Genomic DNA, 19,468 nt, shown 5'->3' with positions numbered 1-19,468 from the left:
CTCTGTCTGTCGATCGCGTTGCTACTACTAGCAGTCTAAGAGTTATGTGTTTGTGCTTGTGGTTCGTACGTCTCAGTGTTCACCTCCGCTGATAGTCTCTTCATGTTTATTTTAGTATCAGGCTAGCACCGAGCTCTACCGTAACCTCTTCGTCGGCAGCGTCAGATGGGTATAAGGGACAGGACCGAGGGCATCCCGGCCCGGCCCGTGGACGACGCCCAGATCCGGGCGTACCTGTCCGCGTTGTCCCGCGAGGTGGACATGGTGCAGCTCTTGGAGCCCGTGACCCACCGCTCCGACCTGTACGGCTGGGCGGGCTGGATCCACTGGGAGACGTCGGGTGCGCACTTCTACGCCTGGGAGCGCCCGCGGTTGTTCTTCTCGGTGGACATCTACACGTGCAAGGAGTTCGACCCGGACGTCGCGGCGGCCTTCACCGCCGACTTCTTCACCGCCCGCACGATCGTCGCAAGATCCTTCTGACGTGACTCTGCGGCTAATGGTGGCCCACGTGCCTGGCGAACGGGACGCCGCGCGACGGGTGGAGGCCGCCGTCTTCCTGCACGCCTTCGGCAACACGCCGGAGGTCATGGAGGAGGAGTACGGCCCGTTCGAGGCGCGCTCACGGTTCGTCGCGGTGATCGACGAGGAGAGCGGGTCCGCCCTGGGCGCCGCCCGGCTCATCGTCGCCGACTCGAGCCCGGTGAAGACGCTGGTCGACGTGGCGGGCGAGCCGTGGCGCCTGCCCGTGGCCGACAGCCTGGGAGCCGTCGGGCTCACCCCGCGGACGGTGTGGGACGTGGCGAGCTTGGCCGTGGACCCGCGGTACCGCGCCGGGGCGGCCGGTGCCGAGGTCACCCTCGCCCTCTGCCACGGCATCTGGCGGTACGCCCGCAACTGCGGCGTCCCCGGTCTGGTCACCATCCTCGACGACCGAGTGCTCCGGGTACTGCGCGTCCTGGGCCTGCCCTGGCAGCCGATGGCGGGGGCGACCTCCCAGCCGTACCTGGGCTCACCGGCCAGCACCCCGTGCGTCTTCGTCCTGGAAACGGCGGAAATCGAGGTGCCCGCGGCCCGTCCGGACCTCGTGCCGGCGCTCGACCGCGGGGTGCTCCGCTCGATCACCGTCGAACCGGCCGACCTGGCGCCGACCCGCGGCACGGTCGACCCGCAGGCCGCCCCGCCCGACCGGCCGGAACCATCGTCGCCTCCGCGCCGCGACACCACCGGGTGGCGAGCGCCGACGTCCCACCGCACGGAGCAGTTCGCCAACCCGCCCGGCACCTGATCTCCGACCGGCTTCGGCTCTGCCAGGCACCGACACGGGTGCCGCCTGCGCATCGTGATGCATGTTTCATCCTCGTCGCATCACGGTGCTACGTTGCGGTCATGCGCACCACGGTCGACCTGCCCGAAGACATCCACCGGGTGGCCGTCGCGATCGCCCGTGACTCCGGCAGCTCCTTGAGCGAGACGGTCACGCGGCTGCTCCGCGCCGCGCTGTCGGCTCCAGGGCCGGTTCGGGTGACGACCAGCTCTCGCACCGGCTTGCGAGTCGCCTCCATCGGCCGAGTGGTCACCAGCGACGACGTGCGCTCGCTGGAGGACGACGAGTGACGGTTCTGCTCGACGCCAACGTGCTCATCGCCGTCACGGTGACCGACCACGTGCACCACGACCTCGCGGAGAGCTGGCTGTCCCGGCGGTCGGAGCCCTTCGCCACCTGCCCCCTCACCCAGGGGGCACTCGTCCGCTTCCTCCTCCGGAGCGGCGCCACTGCGCGCGACGCCGTCGATGTCGTCCGCGGGCTACGCACCGCGGTGGCGCACGACTTCTGGCCGGACGACCTCGGCTACGACGACATCGACATGCGGGGAGTCGTGGGACACAAGCAGGTCACCGACGCCTACCTCGCCGGGCTGGCCCGGTTCCGCGGCGGGCGGTTGGCCACCCTCGACCGAGCGCTCGCCGTGTTGCACGACGACGTCGCCCTCCTTCTCGACGCCGACGTGTGAGCTGACCACGACCACCGGAGCCGCACTCGCGTCGACCAGCGCCGCGGCCGGCCGGCGGGGCGCCGTCCTCGGCGAGAAGGCCAGGTCGTGAGGTCTCCTACGGCACGCCCGTGTCGCCTGTGACGGGCGAGCCGAAGCGTTAGCGACACGTGCCGCAGCCGGGATGGGCGCGCACCGGGCCGCTCCTATCCTTCGCGCATGCCTTGTCCCACCTGTGGGGCGACGGACGCACGCACGCAGATCCTTCCCGGTTACTGGCGCTGCGACGCCGTCGTCCGTGCCGGCGAACTCGTCGGCACCGCCGCTCCGTCCGCGACCGTTCCGGCCGAGTCGAAGCGCTGCGGCACCATCTACATCCAGACGCGCGCCGACGACGAGGCGGCCACCTGCCGCTGCGGCGACCCGGCCATCGGCGAGTGCACCGAGTGCACCCGCGCCGTCTGCGCCGACCACTCCGACCTCTGGCAGGGCTGGCGCGTCTGCGACCGCGACCTGGCCAACGCCCGCATGCGCTCCCGCGCGGCCGCCCTCGCCGAGGAGCGCCGTCGCGAGGCCGAGGCGGCCGCCGCCGAGGCCGAGCGCCACCGGCAGCGCACCCAGCTGCTCGAGCTCGCCGACGAGGACGCCGTCTGGCTGCTCTACGCCCGCGACCAGAAGCGCACCGAGCAGGAGATCCGCTCCGCGGTCCACGTCCTGCGCCGCCTCACCGCCGCCGACTTCACCGACGTCTGCCTCTACCTGCTCCCCTACGCCCGCGACTTCGAGAAGCGGGGCAGCGCCCTGAGCCGGCTCTCCGGCTGGGCCTTCGAGGGCGCGGACTACCACGGCCGCTCGTGGTTCCTGACGCGCAAGGGCGAGTGGCACCGCAGCGGTGCCTACGGGGCGTCGGACTCGGAGAAGGGCTGGAAGAAGATCCGGTTCGACGACGTCGAGAAGCGCGCCGTCATCGACGAGCTCGCCTGGCAGCAGACGGTCGACAGCGCCCTGATCTGACCCCTGCCCCGGTGACGGCGTGCACGGATGTGCCGCTGGGGGCCGGGTTCCTGCACATCAGCGCACAGCGTCGGGCCGTCGTCCACAGATCGGGCCTGCTCGGCCCGCCGTGGCGCCGTCCTACAGCAGTCTCACCTCGTGGCGTTCGACGTGTCGGCGGTGGTGGGGCCGGACGGCTGGGTGACGGTGCCCGAGCTTTTGGAGCGGGTGAGCCGGCGCACGGCCGCCCGCTGGGTCGCCGATGGCCGCCTGGTCCGGCTGCGGCCAGGCGTGCTCGCTCTGCCGTCCACCGCCGCGCACTGGCGCACGCGCGTCGCCGCTGCCCTCGAGAACCGGGAAGCGGTCGCCAGCCACGCCACCGCCCTGGCGCTCTGGGAGCTCGCACCGCACCCGCCCGGGCCGGTGCACGTCACTGTCGAGCCGGGCAGGAGCGGCCGCGGCCCGGCCGGCGTCGTGGTGCACCGGGCCCCCGTCCCCGTCGCCGACCGCCGGCGGGTGGACGGTCTCGCGACCACCTCCGTCGAGCGGTCAGTCGTCGAGACGTGGGGGCGCGCCTGCGGCGTCCCCCGCTCCGAGGTCCGCGCCGCCGCGATCGCCGCCGTCCGGACGCGGCACTGCCGCCCTCAAGACCTGGCCGCGGAGCTGGTCGCCCGACCACGGCTGCCCGGCCGCGCCGAGCTCTCCCGGCTCGTCTCGCTGCTGGCCGACGGGTGCCAGAGCGAGCTGGAGATCTGGGGTTGCCTCCAGGTCCTGCGAGCACCGGGCATGCCATCGTTCGTGCAGCAGCGGCGGGTAACCGTCGCCGGCCGGACGTTCTTCCTCGACGCCGCCTACGAGGACGTCCTGCTCGCGGTCGAGATGGATGGCGCCGCCTGGCACGGCTCACGCGCTCAGCGGGAGCGCGACATCAGCCGAGACGCCCTGGTCGCCACGGTCGGCTGGCAGACACTGCGGTTCGGCTTCGCTCGCATGACGGGCTCACCGGACGCCTGCCGACGCGACATCCTCGCCGTCCACGCGGCGCGTCAGCGGCTCCTCTCCGGCAGCCGTGTGCGCTGATGTGCCGCTCCGAACCTCGGAACGGCACATCAGCGCACGCTCTCACCCGGCGAGTTCAGCGGGTGATCGTGGAGGCGTGCTCGTTGGTGCCGGCGGCGAGGCGCTCGCGCTGCGGGATCACGACGTACTTCGGGTCCTTGGTGCTCGCGATGCCGGCCTCGAAGACGCCGAACCGGGTGAGCAGCGATCCGGCCGCGAGAAGCGTTCCTGACGCAATCGCGCCGAGCCGGGTGCGCCCGGCGACGACGGTGAGTCCGGCGCCCGCGGCGGTGCACGTCTTCGCCGCCTGCATCAGCTTTCCCGGCCGGCCCTCGTGGAACGGCTCGCTGACGATTCCGTGGTCGTTCTCGACCTTGTGCACCACGGCGAGCTCGATCGCCGCTCCCGCGACCGCCATCTTGCGCGCCGGGCCGGCCTCGTCGACCGGCACGAAGATCATCGAGATGCCGCCGCCGGCAGCCATCCCCGACGCACCGAAGACGTAGGGCAACTGCTTGTAGGCCGCGTGCCACGACGGAACCGCGGTGTTGGCCAGCAGCACGCCGGTGTAGGTGGCCAGCGGTCCGCCGAAGATCGCCGACACCACTCCCCCGAAGCGCTTGAGCCGGGGGAACCAGCCCAGCAGCTCCACCGCCGCCGTCGCTCCCGCGGCCGCACTGAACGGCGACAGGATGTAGGTGCCCACCGACAGCGGGGACGTCGGCTTGAGCACCCGCAGCATGTGCAGGAACCGCTCGGGCCGCCCGAGGTCGTGCACCAGCGCGACCACCGAGAGGATCGCGCCCACCCCGGCGGTGTACCGGCTGACGCGGGTCAGCTTCGGCCGGTCGGTCAGGTCCGCGATCGCGGCGAGGATCGACGAGGACCCGGCCGCGCCACCCAGGAACAGGTAGAGCGGCACGTCCGGCGACTTCCACACCGGCGTCTTGACGATCTGCCGGCCGTAGTACGAGGTGAACTCGACGTCGTCGACCATGGCGACCTCGCCGCGGCCGCGACCGCCACCGCGACGGCGCTTCTTCCCCGTCCGCTGCGTCGCCGGGCCGCCGTCGGCCTGGCGCCACCCGGCCCCGGGGCTGGTGATACCGCCGGTCATGTCAGCGCCTCCGCGAACCGAGGACGGCCGTGACCGCGACCCCGATCATCATCACCGCGGCCTTGCCGGCCGCCTTCCACATCGCCGGCAGGTCCCGCGTCGTCACGACCGGGTCCGGCGGCAGGCCGTAGACCTCCGGCTCGTCGAGGAGCAGGAAGAATGCCCCGTCTCCGCCGACGCCGTCGTTCTCGTCGCGGCCGTAGAGCCGGGCGGTCTCCACGCCCTGCGCCTTGAGCGTCGCCAGACGGGCGTCGGCCCGCTCCTGCAGCTCGTCGAGGTCGCCGAACTGGATCGACTGGGTCGGGCACGCGCTCGCGCACGCCGGCTGCAGCCCGTCGGTCAGCCGGTCATAGCACATCGTGCACTTGAAGACCCGGCCGTCGTCCTTGCGCTGGTCGATGACGCCGTAGGGGCACGCCGCCACGCAGTAGCCGCAGCCGTTGCAGATGTCGCCCTGCACGACGACGGTGCCGAACTCGGTGCGGAACAGCGCACCGGTCGGGCAGACGTCGAGGCAGCCGGCGTGCGTGCAGTGCTTGCAGACGTCGGAGGACATCAGCCAGCGGATCTGCTTGTCCGCGCCGGTCTGCCCGGTCTGCGGATCGAACTCGCTGAGCGCCTCGGCGTTCAGCACGCTGCTCTGCTGCGCGTTCGCCAGGCTGACGTCGTCGCCCGCCGTCGCCGGCGAGGGGCCGGAGTCGTGCCGGTCGTCGCCGGGCCGGCCGAAGGTCGGCATGGGCAGGTCGACCGCGCGGGACTGTTCGATGAACGCCACGTGCCGCCAGGAGTTCGCACCCAGCTGACCGGTGTTGTCGTAGGACATCCCAGAGATGTCGCCGAGGGCGTCCTTCAGGCCGTGCGAGTCGTCCATCGGGAGCGTGTTCCACTCCTTGCACGCCACCTCGCAGGCCTTGCAGCCGATGCAGACCGAGGTGTCGGTGAAGAAGCCGACCCGCTTGGGGTGGTCGGGCTCGTAGCCGGCCTCCTCCGCGACGTCGGGCAGCGGCCCGAACAGCCGGTTCTTGACGTCACGGAGGCCACCGAGGCCCGGACTGGCTGAACTGACCGAGGTCACGCGGCGGCCCTCCCTCTCTGGTGCGTCATGAGATCGTCGAGCCCTCTCCGGCGTCGGCGCCGACCGGGTCGCGGCCGTTGGTCCCCACCCGGCCCGAGTCCACGCCGGCCCGCCTGCGGTACTCCTCCACGAAGTCGATCAGCGCCGGCCCCCGCGGGCGACGCCCGGGGACGATGTCGGCGGTGCTGACCTTGTCCTCCTGGATGTGGGTGTTCGGGTCGAGTGCGATGCCCAGCAGGTCGTTGGCCGAGTCGCCGGTGGAGATGCCGCTGTAGGACCAGTGGTAGGGCATGCCGATCTGGTGCACGACCTGCCCGCCGCGGAGCCGGATCGGCCGAACCCGCTCGGTGACCAGCACCTTGGCCTCGATCGCCGTGCGGGCGCTGACCAGCGTGGCGAAGTCGCCGTGGGTCAGCCCGCGCAGCTCCGCCAGCTCCGGGCTGACCTCGACGAAGAACTCCGGCTGGAGCTCCGAGAGGTAGGGCAGCGTGCGGCTCATCCCACCGGCGGTGTGGTGCTCGGTGAGCCGGTAGGTGGTCACCTGGAACGGGAAGACCTCGCTCATCGAGGGGTTCTCCCGATTCCACGGGCCGGGGATGCGTTCGACGGTCGGGTTCGCCTGCTGCTTGTACAGCGGGTTCTCGACCACCGACTCCACCGGCTCGTAGTGCGTCGGCAGCGGACCGTCGACGACGCCGGCGGGCGCGAACAGCCACGCCTTGCCGTCGCCCTGCATGACGAACGGGTCGTTGCCGGCCAGCGCGTCCTGCGCCTTCGCACCCTCCGGCGGCACGTAGTCCGGCCGCTTGTTCTTCTCGAAGTCCGGGACGTCGGCGCCGGTCCACTCGCCGGCTTCCTCGTCCCAGTAGACGTACTTCTTCCGCTCGCTCCACGGCTTGCCGTCGGGGTCGGCCGAGGCGCGGTTGTAGAGCATCCGGCGGTTCAGCGGCCAGGCCCAGCCCCACTCCGAGGCGACCGGGCCCTGCTCCTTGCCAGGCTTGCGCCGGGCCGACTGGTTGACGCCGTCGGCGTAGACGCCGCAGTAGATCCAGCAGCCACCGCTGGTCGACCCGTCGTCCTTCATCTGCATGTAGGAGTTCAGGAGCGTGCCGTCGGGGCCGAAGCCGTTGATCTCGCGCAGCACGGCGGCGGCGCTGGGGTCGGCCGTCTCGCCCTCGACCGGGTAGTCCCAGGTGAGGTCGAGCAGCGGGCGGTCACGCGGGTCGGTGGAGTCCTTGAGCCGCTCCCGGAGGATCCGGCCCAGGTGGAAGAAGAACCACAGGTCGCTGCGCGCGTCGTTCGGCGGCTCGACGGCCTTGTGCCGCCACTGCAGCACCCGCTGCGTCTGGGTGAAGGTGCCTTCCTTCTCCACGTGCGTGGCCGCGGGCATGAAGAAGACCTCGGTGGCGATCGTCTCCGGCGCCAGTTCGCCGGTCTCGATCTCCGGCGACTCCTTCCAGAACGTGGCCGACTCGATCATCTGCAGGTCGCGGACGACGAGCCAGTCGAGGTTGGCCAGGCCGAAGCGGTTCATCCGGCCGTTCGGGTGCCCCACGGTCGGGTTCTCGCCGACGAGGAAGTAGCCCGAGACCTTGCCCTCGATCATGTCGGCGATCGTCCGGTAGGAGCTGTGGTCGCCGTTGATCTTGGGCAGGTAGTCGAAGGCGAAGTCGTTCTCCGCCGTCGCGTGCTCCCCCCACCAGGCCTTGAGCAGGCTGACCATGTACGCCCGCTTGTTGCCCCAGAACCCGGCCTTGCCCGCGGCGTCGGCCACGTAGTCCTCGAGCGTTCCGTGCTGCCGGGCGTGCGGCATCGGCAGGTAGCCGGGCAGCAGGTTGAACAGCGTCGGGATGTCGGTCGAGCCCTGGATGCTGGCGTGCCCGCGGAGCGCGAGGATCCCGCCGCCGGGGCGGCCGATGTTGCCCAGCAGCGTCTGCAGGATCGAGCAGGTGCGGATGTACTGCGCGCCGACGCTGTGCTGCGTCCAGCCCACCGAGTACACCCACGCCGTCGTCCGGTCGCGGTTGCTGTTCTCGGTGACCCACTTCGCGACCTGCTCGAACACCGCAGGCTCGATGCCGCAGACCTCGGCCACCATCTCCGGCGTGTACCGGGCGTAGTGCCGCTTGAGGATCTGGAAGACCGTTCGCGGGTCCTGCAGCGTCTCGTCGCGCTTCGGCTTCGACGCGATCGGTGGTCCGCCGCTGCCGGCTGCCTGCGCGCGGTCCGCGCTCTTCACGTCGGGGTTCTGGTCGGTGCGCTTCTGCTCGGCGGCCTCGCCCGGGCTGTCGGAGCCCGAGTCCGGCGGCTCCTCCGGCTCGTACTGCCAGGTCGCCTCGTCGTACTGCCGGTTCTCGGCGTCGAAGCCGGAGAAGAGGCCGTCGAGGTCCTCGGAGTCGACGTACTCCTCCCCCACGAGCGCGGCGGCGTTCGTGTAGGCGGTGACGTACTCCTTGAAGTAAAGGTCGTTGCTCAGCACGTAGTTGATCAGTCCGCCGAGGAAAGCGATGTCCGTGCCGATGCGCAGCGGCACGTGCAGGTCGGCGATCGCGCTGGTCCGCGTGAAGCGCGGATCGATGTGGATGATCTTCGCGCCGCGGGCCTTGGCCTCACCCACCCACTGGAAGCCCACCGGGTGGCACTCGGCCATGTTCGAACCCTCGATGACGATGCAGTCGGAGTTCGCGAGGTCTTCCAGGAAGTTCGTGGCACCGCCACGACCGAACGAGGCACCCAGACCGGGCACCGTCGCGGAGTGCTATATCCGGGCCTGGTTCTCGATCTGCACAGCGCCCATCGCGCTGTACAGCTTCTTCATGAGGTAGTTCTCCTCGTTGTCGAGGGTGGCCCCTCCGAGGCTGGCGATGCCCATGGTGCGGTTGACCCGCTTGCCGCCGTCGACCTGCTGCCAGCCCTTGCGGCGGGCCTCGAGGACGCGGTCGGCGATCATCTCCATCGCCGTGTCGAGGTCCAGGTCCTCCCAGTCCGTCCCGAAGGGACGGCGGTACTTGACCGTGGTGACACGGGTGGGGCTGGTGACCAGCTGCTTGCTGGCGCTGCCCTTCGGGCACAGCCGGCCGCGGCTGATCGGCGAATCGGGGTCGCCCTCGATCTGCGTGATCTTCTCGTCCTGGACGTACACCTTCTGACCGCACCCGACGGCGCAGTAGGGGCAGACGCTCTTGACGACGCGGTCAGCGGTAGCGGTACGCGAGACGACGGACTCGGTGCCCTTGCTGCGGGCGGCCTTGCCGCGCCCCAGCGGGTCCGAGCCGGTCAGCTGGCGGTACACCGGCCAGCTATCGAGCCAGGTCTTCACCCCCAGCACTCTGCCATCCGATCGCCGCGGCGGCGCGGTGACCGTCCCCCGTGCGTGTCCAGACCGTCCGGGACCCGGCTCAGAGCGGCAGGACCGGCAGCGAGGACGGCGCACCGGACACCCCGGGCAGCCGGTGAACCTCCCGCCGGTCGGCCGGGAGGGCCGGTAGGCGTAGGTGACCTGCTGTCAGCCCTAGCCGGCAGCGGGCGTCGTCCGCTCAGGAGGGGGCGAGGCGCCCGGGCCACGCCCCGCCCAGCAGCCTGCGCGGCTCCGGCACGCGCTCGGCGGCGGCGAGCCGGAGGGCCTGCGCCCGCCGCTGGGCGGACCGGCGCATCAGCACCTGCGCCTGGGTCGCGTCCCCGGTCCGGCGGGCGCGGTCCGCGAGCACCTCCGCGGTCTCCAGCAGCAGGGCGACCCGTCGCCTGCGATCGGGCGACCCGCCGCCCAGTCCGTCGCGGGGCGCCGGAACTCGCTCGGGCCGCTGCGCTGAAGGCATGACGAGATGGTGCGGCGGAACCGGGCTCACCGCTACTCCGCGGGACGGCGGCCGCCATGCCGTCACACCTGCGTGGGCACCCCTGCCGTCACCAGCGCCGCGGCGATCCGATCCGCGAGCGCGACGTGCCCCTCGTCGGTCGGATACGTGCCGTCCGGCCCGATGAGCGAGAGGTTCGCGCCGTCGAACCAGCCCGTGTTGAGCGCATCGACGAAGGTGGCCGAGACTCCGCCGGCCGCCTCACGGAGCGCACCGTTGATGCCGAAGACGGCCGCCGGTGCGGTGCCCGGCCACAGGACGCCGACGACGACGATGCGGGCGTCGGGCAGCCCCGCTCGCAGGTCGCCCAGAGTGCGCCGGATGCCCTCCTCGACCTGGGCCGGCGGCTGGTCCACGTCGTCGTGCCCACCGGCGACGACCACGACGTCGGGGCGGGCGGCGACGATCTCGGGGACCCGGTCGGGGAACGACCTGCCCTCGTCCCGTCCGGCGGCGAACCCCGAGTTCTCGACCGCGTACGGGGTGACGTCCCAGGAGTTCTGGGCGGTCAGCAGCTCGTGCCAGCGCCGCCCCTCGCCCGAGTCCATGGCCGAGCCCGCGGTGTAGGCGTCACCCAGGGCCGCGATGGCGATCCGCGTCTCGTCGGGCGACGTCGCGGGCTCTCCCCCCGGGCTCGGAGGCGCCGGGGGAGAGGTCGGGGACGAGGTCGTCGGAGAACCGACCGCCGACTCGGCTGCCGCCAGCTCGGACGGGGACACGCGCCCGCGGTCGATCGCGATCGGCAGTGCGATCGCCAGGAACGCGACGCACAGGGCCATCACACCGACCGCCCACCACGGTGGCCGCTCGAAGCCCTGGAACATGGCGGCCAGGTTACGCGGACGACGCCGTTCCGCAGTGGCGCGGAGTGGCAGACTGTCCCGGAGCCGGAGGGTCGAGTGGGCAGTCGGAGTCGCGCCCTCCGGCGGGTCCCCCGTGTCGCCGACCGCACCTGCCCGCTCGGCGGCAACCGCGGATCGCACGGTCCCCCCTCCGGGTGACGGATCGATGACGCCGATTGCAGCAACGGTCCTCGCGTCCCGACAACGAACGTGTGACGACCGCCCCCGACCTGGGGCAGCCAGCGGCTGCAGTCCCGGCTCCGCCTCACCGGAGGCGCACCGGGCTCCTCGCCGTCCTCGCCTTCGGGATCGCGCTGGCCGCCGTCGCCGCCCCGTTCCTTCCCGGGCACCCCCTGCTGCGGGCACTGATCGCGCTGCTCGGCCTGGTCTCGATCACCGCGGCGCTCACCGCCGTCTGCCGCCGTTCACACCGGCTGAGCAGCGACCTTCGCGCCAGCCAGGCCGCGTTCCGCACGCTCGCGCGCAGCAGCGTCGACCCCGTCGTCATCCTCGACCAGCGGCTGCGCGTCACCTTCGCCTCCCCGGGCATCGCGCCGCTGCTCGGCCACGAGCCCGCCGAGCTGATCGGCCTCCCGCTCGAGCCGGCGATCCACCCCGACGACCGCGGCAACCTCTTCGGCACGCACGCCCCCCGCGGCGAGAACGGCGAGTTCGCCGTCCGCACCGCCCGGGTGCGCACCGCCGACGGGCAGTGGCGCCTCGTGCAGGCGACCGTCCGCGACCTGCGCGCCGACCCCGACGCCGGCGCGCTCGTCCTGCACTGCCGCGACGTCACCTCCCGCGGCCGTGGCGTCGACCCCGAGCTGCTCGAGCTCTCCCTCACCGACCCCGTCACCGGCCTGCCCAACCGGACGGCGCTCAGCCGCCGGCTGGCCGCCGTGCAACGCCAGGTGGCGACCGCCCCGGTGGCGCTGGTCCTGCTCTCCCTCGACGGCCTGGCCGCCGCGGCCGCCCGCCCCGGCACCGAGGAGACCGTGCTCCGCGTCCTCACCGCCCGGCTCACCCGTGAACTGCGCGGCGAGGATTGGCTGGCCCGCGGCAAGAACAGCGACTTCGTCGTCCTGGTCGACGGCACCGTCTCCGACGCCGAGGTCGTCGCCACCCGGCTGATCACCACGCTCGGCTACCTGGCCACCCCGGCCGGCCCGCTCACCGCCACCGCCGGCGTCACCGGCCTGGCTCCCGACATCGACCCCGGCGAGGCCCTGCGCCGCGCCGACATCGCCCTCTACAGCGCCCGCACCGCCGGCGTCGGTTCCGTGCACCGCTACGACAACGCCCTGCGCAACGCCCAGGACCGGCGCAGCACCCTCGCCGTCGACCTCGCCGGCGCCCTCGAGCGCGGCGAGCTGCGGCTGGCCTTCCAGCCCGTCGTCGACGTCGTCCTGCACCGCACCGTGTCGGTGGAGGCACTCCTGCGCTGGCGGCACCCCGAGCTCGGCGACGTCTCCCCCCAGGAGTTCGTGCCCCTGGCCGAGGAGTCGCCGTTGATCACCGAGCTCGGCCGCTGGGTGCTCGTCGAGGCCTGCGGCACCGTCGCCACCACCGACGACGAGCTGTCCGTCGCCGTCAACGTCTCCGCCCGCCAGGTCCGCAGCGGCGAGCTCGTCTCCGACGTCGTCGCCGCCCTGGAGAGCAGCCGGCTGGCCGCCTCCCGGCTGATCGTGGAGATCACCGAGTCGATGCTGCTCGACGAGCACGTCGCCGCGGATCTGGAGACCCTGCGCGGGCTCGGCGTGCGGATCGCCGTCGACGACTTCGGCACCGGCTTCTCCTCGCTGGCCTACCTCGTCGGCATGCCCGTCGACCTGCTCAAGATGGACCAGCACTTCCTCGCCGACGTCGAGACGGATCCGCAGCGCCGGGCGCTGTGCCGCGCGATCCTGCAGCTGGGCACCAGCCTCGGCCTGCCGGTCATCGTCGAGGGCGTCGCCACCCCCGGCGTGCTCGCGCTGATGAGCGACATGGGCCACCGGTACGTGCAGGGCTACGCGTTCTCCCGGCCGCTGGAGGTCGAGCAGCTCGCCGCCGGCGTGTGGCGGACCGTTCCCGACATCGCCTCCGCCGCCCCCGAGGTGCCTGCGTGAGCTCCCCGCCCAGGTCCGCTGGACCGTCGTCCTCGCCGTCCTCGGCCTGGCCTGCACGGTCCCCTTCAGCGCGCCCGACGGCACCGGCATGCAGTGGGACGAGCTCGTCCTGGGCTGCGTCGCCATCAGCTGCGCGGTGCTCCTGCTGCGCCTGCCGCGCGTCATGGACCGGGCCGCCGCCGGCCCCTGGTGGCCGCCGGCGATCGGCGCCCTGGGCTTCGCCGTCGCCCAGTTCCTGGCCGGCTCGTTCCCCGGCCCCCGGTTCGACGGCTTCGGCGTCGACGACGTCGTCCTGTTGCTCGCCGCCACCTCGCCGCTGATCACCTGCGCCTGCCTCGCCCGGCGGGTCATCCGCGCCCGCTGGAGCGCTCTCGCCGTCGACGGCGCGGTCGTCGTCGCCTCGATCGTCGTGGTCACCGAAGTGCTGCGCACCCCGCTCGTCACCCCGGCGGACGCCCCCGACGACCTCCGCTCGCTCGTGCTCGCCTACGGCGCCTACGCCGCCCTGGTGCTGGGCGGCGCCGGCGCCCTGTGCACCGTGTCGACGACGGCGATGCGCCGCTCGGCCACCACGCTGCTCGTCGGTATCTCGCTGCAGGCCGGGGCGGCCGGCGCCGAGGCCATGGCCATCGTCTCCCCGTCCTGGACCTGGACGGCGCTCTCCGACGGCGCCGTCGCCGGAGCCCTGCTCTGCGCCGGCCTCGCCGCCTCCCGCGCCCCGGTGACCGGGGCCGAGCGCACCGCCCGCGCCTCCACCCCGCGGATCAGCGTCGCGGGCCTGGTGCTCGTCGTCGCCGCCGTGCTCGGCGTGCCCGCAGCCCTCGTGGCCGGCGTCCTCCGGGGCGAGGAGGTCAGCACCGGTACCGAGCTCGGCATCGCCGCCGTCCTGCTGCTCATGGGGATCCGTCTGGTGCTGCGCATCCGCGAGGACAGCCGGGTCACCCAGGACCTGGTGCGCAGCGAGGAGGACTTCCGCGAGCTCATCGAGTCCAGCTCCGACGGCCTCGCGATCATCGATCCGCACTTCCGGCTGCTGTTCACCTCCCCCGCCGCCCGCGACCTCCTGGGGATCGACGGCGCGACCGAGCAGGAGGTCTCCCTGCTCTCACTCGTCGTCCGCGAGGACCGCGCGACCGTGCGCGCCCACGCCGGTGGCGGCGCGCTGCACTTCCGGGTCCCGGTCGAGGGCGCCGAGGAGCGCGAGCTCGAGGTCACCTTCTCCGAGCGCCCCGGCGGCAGCCGCCGCGTGCTCCACCTGCGCGACGTCACCACCCGTCGGCTGCGCGAGCGCGAGCTCGAGCGCATGGCCTACACCGACCACCTCACCGGGCTGCCCAACCGCGTCCTGCTCTTCCGCGAGCTCGGCGCCGTCTCCGACTCCTCCCGCGTGCTGCTGGTGCTCGACCTCGATGGCTTCAAGGCCGTCAACGACATGTCCGGCCACGAGGTCGGCGACCAGCTCCTGGTCGAGGTCGCCCGGCGGCTGCGGACGGTCGTCCGCGACGACGACCTGATCGCCCGCCTCGGCGGCGACGAGTTCGCCGTCCTGCTCAACGGCTCCCTGGCCGACGGCGAGGAGGTGGCCTCCCGCGTCGTCGACGTCATGAGGCTGCCGTTCCACGCCGGCGGGCACACCTTCGCCGTGGGCGCCAGCGTCGGCGTCTCCACCCTCGCCACCATCGGTGGCCAGGCCGCCTTCCGCGCCGCCGACGCCGCCCTGCGCGAGGCCAAGCGCGCCGGCAAGGGCTGCGTGCGCATCGCGCGGGAGGAGAGCACCCTCGCCGTCGGCGGGATCACCCTGGAGCTCGCCCAGGTCGAGGGCACGACCAGCGTCCGTCTCGACGCCGCCTGCGCTCCCGACGGCCGCATCGACCTGGTGCACGCCACCGCGGTGTACGAGCACCCCGTGCGCGGCATCGCCCGCGGCCTCGAGCTCTGGACCGCCGCCGAGTGGTACGGGCAGACCTCGGCCCTGCACGGCTGGCTGCTGCGCAACGCCTGCGCGCAGATCGCCTCGCTCGACGACCCGTCACTGACCCTCGCCGTCAGCCTGCCGCCACGTGCGTTCGTGGCCGAAGGGCTCGCCCGGGAGGTCGCCTCGTCGCTCGGGGACGCAGGCCTGGAGCCCTCGCGGCTGGTGCTCTCCTTCACCGGGGAGACCCTGATGACCTCGTCGGCCGCCCTGGTTCCCGAGCTCGAGGCCGTGCGGCGCACCGGCGTGCGGCTGTGCCTCGACGGCTACGGCATGGGCCACAGCATCTGGGCCCTGCTGGCCCGCGTCCCGCTGGACATGCTGCGGGTCGAGGTGGGGAACCTGGCCACCCGCGACGACACCGACCGCGCGCTCACGGTGCTGGCGTCCATCGCCCGCACCAGCGCCTCCGTGGGGCTGGTCTCCATCGCCGGCGGCATCTCCACCGCCGAGCAGCGCGACGGCGCCATCGCCGCCGGCCTCGAGCTGCTGCACGGGCGGGCGCTCCCCCACGACCTCACCATCGACGACCTCGCGGTGCGGCTGGCCGCCGGCCGCACCCCCGCCACCCGCTGAACCGACGCCGGTCGTCGCCGCCGTGACGGTCCGGTGAACAGCGGGCTGCCTGCCTGGTGCCCCCCGGTCCGCGTGGACGACAGTGGAGCCGTGAGACCCGACGCCCGAGCCTGGTTCGCCGACCGCACCACGACCGCGACCTCCCTGGCCGACCTCGATCCCGGCGCCCTGCTGCGGGCGAAGCGGCGCGGCGGCTCCCGCGTCAGCGTCGTGCTGCCCGCGCGCGACGAGGAGGCCACCGTCGGCCGGCTCGTCGCGGACATCCGCGAGCACTGGGTGCGCCGGGTCCCCCTCGTCGACGAGCTGGTCGTCATGGACTCCGACTCCACCGATGCGACGGCGGCCGTCGCCCGGGCCGCCGGCGCCGACGTCGTCGCCACCACCGACGTGCTGCCCGCCCACGGCACCCGGCCCGGCAAGGGCGAGGCGCTGTGGAAGTCGCTGGCCGCCACCACCGGCGACCTCGTCGTCTTCCTCGACGCCGACCTGCTCGGCGACGTCACCCACTACGTCCCGGCGCTGCTGCGTCCACTGCTCGCCGATCCGCAGGTGCGGTACGTGAAGGGCTGCTACACCCGGCCGCTGGAGGTCGACGGCGCCGTCGTCCCCACCGGCGGCGGCCGGGTGACCGAGCTGACCGCGCGGCCGCTGCTGAACGCGCTGTGGCCCGAGCTCGCCGGCGTCGTCCAGCCACTGGGCGGTGAGTACGCCGGCCGCCGCTCCGCCCTGGAGCGGGTGCCGTTCGTCTCCGCCTACGGCGTGGAGGTCGGCCTGCTCGTGGACCTGCTGCACGCCGGCGGGCTCGCCTCGCTCGCCCAGGTCGACCTCGGCACCCGCCGGCACACCTCCCAGGGCGTCGAGGCCCTCGGCGAGATGGCCGGCCAGGTGGTGGCCACCGTGCTGTCGCGGGCGGCCTCCTCGCGCGAGCCGAGCGGACTGCTCACCCGGTTCCGGCACGACGGCACCCGCTTCGTGCCCCGGACCAGCGACGTCGCCGTCGCCGAGCGCCCCCCGATGGTCAGCGTCCCGGAGTACCGCGCCCGCCTCGCCGGCTGACCGCCAGCCGCCGCTGCGGAGGGCCGGGCGGGCAGGCAGGATCCTTCCGTGCCGCTCCCCCGTCGCCGTCCCTCCCACAGGTGAGCACCCCCGAGGTCGTCGCCCACCGAGGAGCCACCGCCGAGGCACCCGAGCACACCCTGGCCGCCTACCGGCACGCCGTGGAGATCGGCGCGGACGCCGTCGAGTGCGACGTCCGGATGACCCGGGACGGCGTGCTGGTCTGCGTCCACGACCGCAGGGTGCACCGCACCTCCAACGGGCGCGGCGTCGTCTCCACCCTCCGGCTCGCCGAGCTCGAGCAGTTCCAGTTCGGCCCCCGGCGCGGCCGGCTCAACCGGTGGAAGGACGACGAGATCCTCGCCGTCGCCGACGAGCCCGACGTCGAGAACGGCTCGGTGCTCACCCTCGACCGGCTGCTCGAGTACGCGACGGCCACCCCCGGCACCGTCCGCCTGGCCATCGAGACCAAGCACCCCACCCGGCACGCGCACCGGGTCGAGCAGGAGCTGATGCGGTGCCTGCGCCGCTACGGCCTGCTCGACGGCGACGACCCCGTCGAGTGGGGCGGCAGGCCCGCGTTCCGCGTCATGAGCTTCTCCCAGCTCGCCGTCCGCCGGGCCCGGGCGCTGGCTCCCGGCGTGCAGACCGTGCAGCTGATCGGCAAGCGGCTGCGCCCGGTCCGCTCCGAGCTGCTCTCCGGCTCCATGGACGCCGTCGGGCCGGGGCTGGCGCTGCTGCGCGCCGACCCCGACTACGTGGCCCAGGCCCACGCGGCGGGCAAGCAGATGCACGTCTGGACGGCGAACGAGCCCGAGGACATCGACTTCCTGGTCGACCTGGGCGTCGACGCCCTCATCACCGACCGCCCGGACGAGGTGCTGCGCCGCCTGGGGCGTGCCTGACCTCAGGTGGTGAGGTCGAGGCGGTCCAGCGCGGCGGCGATGTCGGCCGGGGTGTCGAAGATCTCCAGCGCGCCCGCGTCCCGCAGCTCGTCGTCGCCGAACCCGCCGGAGCGCACCACGATCGACGGCATCCCGGCGTTCTTGCCCGCCTCGACGTCGTAGACCGAGTCACCGATCAGGATGCTCGGGGCGTCCAGCGGCTCACCGAGCTTCTTGAGCGCCACCTGCAGCAGGTCCGGTGCCGGCTTCGTCGACTCGACGTCCTCGCTGGTGGTCCACGCCTCGGCGAGGTCGCGGGCGTCGAGCAGGTCGAGGGAGTGGTCGACGTGGTGCGGCTTGCCGGAGCTGGCCAGGACGACCCGGTGCCCGCGCTCCTTGAACGCCAGCAGCAGCTCGCGGGCGCCGGGGAGCACCGCGACCTCCTCCATCAGCGGATCGGCCTCGGCTACCCAGCGCTCGCGCGCCTCGTCGCCGATCCGCTCCTCGACGTCGTCGCCACCGAGCGCGGCCACCAGCTGGTCGCCTCCCATGCCGATCAGCCGGTGGATCCGCCAGACGGGGAAGGTCTCCCCCAGCGACCGGAAGGCGCGGTACCAGGCGAGGGCGTGCTGGTAATTGGTGTCGACGAGGGTGCCGTCGACGTCGAGGACGGCGATGCGCGGGGAGCTCATGGGCCGCTTACTGCCCAGATGCCCGCCCCGGCCAACCGGGCATGGGAAGCGATACATGCGTTCTGGGCCCTGAAACGCACGTATCGCTTCCCATGCCCGGGGTGTGACGGGCGAGGGGCCCGGTCTCAGTCGGCGTGGACGAGGAGGCCGCGGACGGTCTCGCCGGCGGCCTGGTCGCGGTAGCCCTGGTTGACCTCGTCGAGCGAGTACCGACGGGTGATCAGCCGGTCGAGCTCGAGCCGGCCCGCCTCGTGCATGCGCAGCAGCCGCGGGATGTCGGTGAACGGGTTGCACGAGCCGAACATCGAGCCCTGCACCCGGTGCTCGAACACCGTGGCCAGCTGCCCGTTCAGGGTCACCGAGCCGTCCGAGGGCCGGTCGCCCAGCGCGGTCAGCACCAGCGTGCCACCCTTGCCCAGGCAGGCCGCTGCGCCCTTGTAGACCTCCGCCGACATCTTCCCCACTGTCACGACGACGACGTCGGCCCCGGTGCCGCGGGAGAGCTCCCGGGCGAGGTCGACGGCCTCGTCGGTGCTCGCCACGGTGCGGGTGGCGCCCAGCGACTCGGCGAACTCGCGCTTCATCGGCACCGGGTCCACGCCGATGACGTGCATCGCGCCGGCGTGCACCGCGCCCTGCACGGCGTTCACGCCCACCCCGCCGAGGCCGACCACGACGACGACGTCGCCCGGTCGCGTCCCGCCCGCGTAGACCGCCGAGCCCCATCCGGTCGGCACGCTGCAGGCGGTGAGGGCCGCGGTGTCCAGCGGCAGCCAGGGGTCGATCCTCACGCAGGAGAACTCGCTGAGCAGCGTGTGCCGCGCGAAGGCCCCGACCATGCAGAAGCCGCCCAGCTCCTCGCCGTCCAGCCGGTAGGGGTACTGGCCGCCCGGCAGCAGGCCGGTGGCGATGGTCGCGCCCTTGTCGCAGATGTTGGACCGCCCCGAGGCGCAGTAGCGGCAGTGCCCGCAGGCCGGCAGGAAGCTCGTGACGATGTGGTCGCCCGGCGCCACGCCGGTCACACCGGGACCGACGGCCTGGACGACGCCGGAACCCTCGTGGCCGCCTACGATCGGATAGCGCCCTCCGGGGTTGGAGTGCCGCAGGTGCTCGTCGGAGTGGCACAGCCCGGAGAACGCCATCTCCACCAGCACCTCGCCGGGCCCGGGGTCGCGGACCTCGAGCTCGACGATCTCGTACTCGGTGTCCGGCTCGCGCAGCACGGCGGCTCTGGTGAGCACCGGGG

Annotated in this window: 16 protein-coding genes and 1 pseudogene; 10 read left to right on the top strand and 7 right to left on the bottom strand. The window is 72.9% G+C overall.

Annotation, left to right across the window (positions count from 1 at the left end; genetic code table 11):
• The first annotated feature begins 165 nt into the window (after window positions 1-165).
• The 6 genes from C5508_RS10520 (at window position 166) to C5508_RS10495 (ending at window position 4,067) form a co-directional block, all read left to right on the top strand.
• Entirely contained in the window at window positions 166-483 is a 318-nt protein-coding gene (locus C5508_RS10520; RefSeq protein WP_104524890.1) for an S-adenosylmethionine decarboxylase, read from the top strand.
• A gap of 1 nt (window position 484) precedes the next feature.
• Window positions 485-1,288 carry a GNAT family protein gene (locus C5508_RS10515; protein WP_104524889.1) on the top strand — a complete coding sequence of 268 codons (804 nt, stop codon included), beginning with the start codon at window positions 485-487 and terminating at the stop codon, window positions 1,286-1,288.
• A 101-nt stretch (window positions 1,289-1,389) separates the two neighbouring features.
• Complete coding sequence (locus C5508_RS10510; protein ID WP_104524888.1) at window positions 1,390-1,617, top strand: antitoxin; 228 nt, start codon at window positions 1,390-1,392, stop codon at window positions 1,615-1,617.
• A complete protein-coding gene (locus C5508_RS10505; RefSeq protein ID WP_104524887.1) occupies window positions 1,614-2,015 on the top strand; it encodes a TA system VapC family ribonuclease toxin in 402 nt (133 codons plus the stop codon). The genes C5508_RS10510 and C5508_RS10505 overlap by 4 nt, the downstream gene beginning before the upstream one ends.
• Window positions 2,016-2,213: 198 nt before the next feature.
• Window positions 2,214-3,008 carry a hypothetical protein gene (locus tag C5508_RS10500; RefSeq protein ID WP_104524886.1) on the top strand — a complete coding sequence of 265 codons (795 nt, stop codon included), beginning with the start codon at window positions 2,214-2,216 and terminating at the stop codon, window positions 3,006-3,008.
• A gap of 138 nt (window positions 3,009-3,146) precedes the next feature.
• On the top strand, window positions 3,147-4,067 hold the full coding sequence (locus C5508_RS10495; RefSeq protein ID WP_198598012.1) for a DUF559 domain-containing protein: 921 nt from the start codon (window positions 3,147-3,149) through the stop codon (window positions 4,065-4,067).
• 55 nt (window positions 4,068-4,122) lie between these two features.
• Here C5508_RS10495 and nrfD read toward each other — a convergent pair whose 3' ends face one another.
• The 5 genes and pseudogenes from nrfD to C5508_RS10465 form a co-directional block, all read right to left on the bottom strand.
• Window positions 4,123-5,163, bottom strand: coding sequence for an NrfD/PsrC family molybdoenzyme membrane anchor subunit (gene nrfD / locus C5508_RS10490; protein WP_104524884.1), 1,041 nt, complete (start codon window positions 5,161-5,163; stop codon window positions 4,123-4,125).
• A 1-nt stretch (window position 5,164) separates the two neighbouring features.
• On the bottom strand, window positions 5,165-6,238 hold the full coding sequence (locus C5508_RS10485) for a 4Fe-4S dicluster domain-containing protein (protein WP_104524883.1): 1,074 nt from the start codon (window positions 6,236-6,238) through the stop codon (window positions 5,165-5,167).
• A gap of 25 nt (window positions 6,239-6,263) precedes the next feature.
• Window positions 6,264-9,563: pseudogene (gene fdh / locus C5508_RS10480) on the bottom strand (formate dehydrogenase).
• A gap of 211 nt (window positions 9,564-9,774) precedes the next feature.
• Window positions 9,775-10,053 carry a hypothetical protein gene (locus tag C5508_RS10470; RefSeq protein ID WP_157944059.1) on the bottom strand — a complete coding sequence of 93 codons (279 nt, stop codon included), beginning with the start codon at window positions 10,051-10,053 and terminating at the stop codon, window positions 9,775-9,777.
• A 62-nt stretch (window positions 10,054-10,115) separates the two neighbouring features.
• Window positions 10,116-10,916: an SGNH/GDSL hydrolase family protein gene (locus tag C5508_RS10465; RefSeq protein ID WP_104524880.1), complete on the bottom strand. Its 801-nt coding sequence runs from the start codon at window positions 10,914-10,916 to the stop codon at window positions 10,116-10,118.
• Window positions 10,917-11,146: 230 nt separating this feature from the next.
• Here C5508_RS10465 and C5508_RS10460 point away from each other — a divergent pair, with 230 nt between their 5' ends.
• From C5508_RS10460 to C5508_RS10445, 4 genes are all read left to right on the top strand, one after another.
• Entirely contained in the window at window positions 11,147-13,042 is a 1,896-nt protein-coding gene (locus tag C5508_RS10460; RefSeq protein ID WP_198598011.1) for a putative bifunctional diguanylate cyclase/phosphodiesterase, read from the top strand.
• An 88-nt stretch (window positions 13,043-13,130) separates the two neighbouring features.
• Window positions 13,131-15,590 carry a diguanylate cyclase domain-containing protein gene (locus C5508_RS20490; RefSeq protein WP_104524878.1) on the top strand — a complete coding sequence of 820 codons (2,460 nt, stop codon included), beginning with the start codon at window positions 13,131-13,133 and terminating at the stop codon, window positions 15,588-15,590.
• Between the two features lie 90 nt (window positions 15,591-15,680).
• Window positions 15,681-16,646, top strand: a complete 966-nt coding sequence (locus C5508_RS10450) for a glucosyl-3-phosphoglycerate synthase (RefSeq protein WP_104524877.1) — start codon at window positions 15,681-15,683, stop codon at window positions 16,644-16,646.
• Between the two features lie 80 nt (window positions 16,647-16,726).
• Window positions 16,727-17,551, top strand: coding sequence for a glycerophosphodiester phosphodiesterase (locus C5508_RS10445; protein ID WP_104524876.1), 825 nt, complete (start codon window positions 16,727-16,729; stop codon window positions 17,549-17,551).
• Between the two features lie 2 nt (window positions 17,552-17,553).
• Here the strand turns inward: C5508_RS10445 and C5508_RS10440 are convergent, their stop codons facing one another.
• Window positions 17,554-18,222, bottom strand: a complete 669-nt coding sequence (locus C5508_RS10440) for an HAD family hydrolase (RefSeq protein WP_104524875.1) — start codon at window positions 18,220-18,222, stop codon at window positions 17,554-17,556.
• Between the two features lie 125 nt (window positions 18,223-18,347).
• Entirely contained in the window at window positions 18,348-19,463 is a 1,116-nt protein-coding gene (locus C5508_RS10435; protein WP_104524874.1) for an NDMA-dependent alcohol dehydrogenase, read from the bottom strand.
• Between the last annotated feature and the right edge of the window lie 5 nt (window positions 19,464-19,468).

Origin of the sequence: Blastococcus atacamensis (assembly GCF_002938425.1) — a bacterium.
Taxonomy (GTDB): Bacteria; Actinomycetota; Actinomycetes; order Mycobacteriales; family Geodermatophilaceae; genus Blastococcus; species Blastococcus atacamensis.
This window is presented reverse-complemented; position numbering and strand designations above follow the sequence as displayed.

Bases quoted from the DNA above. Each gene is read 5' to 3' on its own strand.
- C5508_RS10520 (WP_104524890.1), top strand. From the start codon at position 166: ATGGGTATAAGGGACAGGACCGAGGGCATCCCGGCCCGGCCCGTGGAC.
- C5508_RS10510 (WP_104524888.1), top strand. From the start codon at position 1,390: ATGCGCACCACGGTCGACCTGCCCGAAGACATCCACCGGGTGGCCGTC.
- C5508_RS10500 (WP_104524886.1), top strand. From the start codon at position 2,214: ATGCCTTGTCCCACCTGTGGGGCGACGGACGCACGCACGCAGATCCTT.
- nrfD (WP_104524884.1), bottom strand. From the start codon at position 5,163: ATGACCGGCGGTATCACCAGCCCCGGGGCCGGGTGGCGCCAGGCCGAC.
- C5508_RS10470 (WP_157944059.1), bottom strand. From the start codon at position 10,053: ATGCCTTCAGCGCAGCGGCCCGAGCGAGTTCCGGCGCCCCGCGACGGA.
- C5508_RS10465 (WP_104524880.1), bottom strand. From the start codon at position 10,916: ATGTTCCAGGGCTTCGAGCGGCCACCGTGGTGGGCGGTCGGTGTGATG.
- C5508_RS20490 (WP_104524878.1), top strand. From the start codon at position 13,131: ATGCAGTGGGACGAGCTCGTCCTGGGCTGCGTCGCCATCAGCTGCGCG.
- C5508_RS10440 (WP_104524875.1), bottom strand. From the start codon at position 18,222: ATGAGCTCCCCGCGCATCGCCGTCCTCGACGTCGACGGCACCCTCGTC.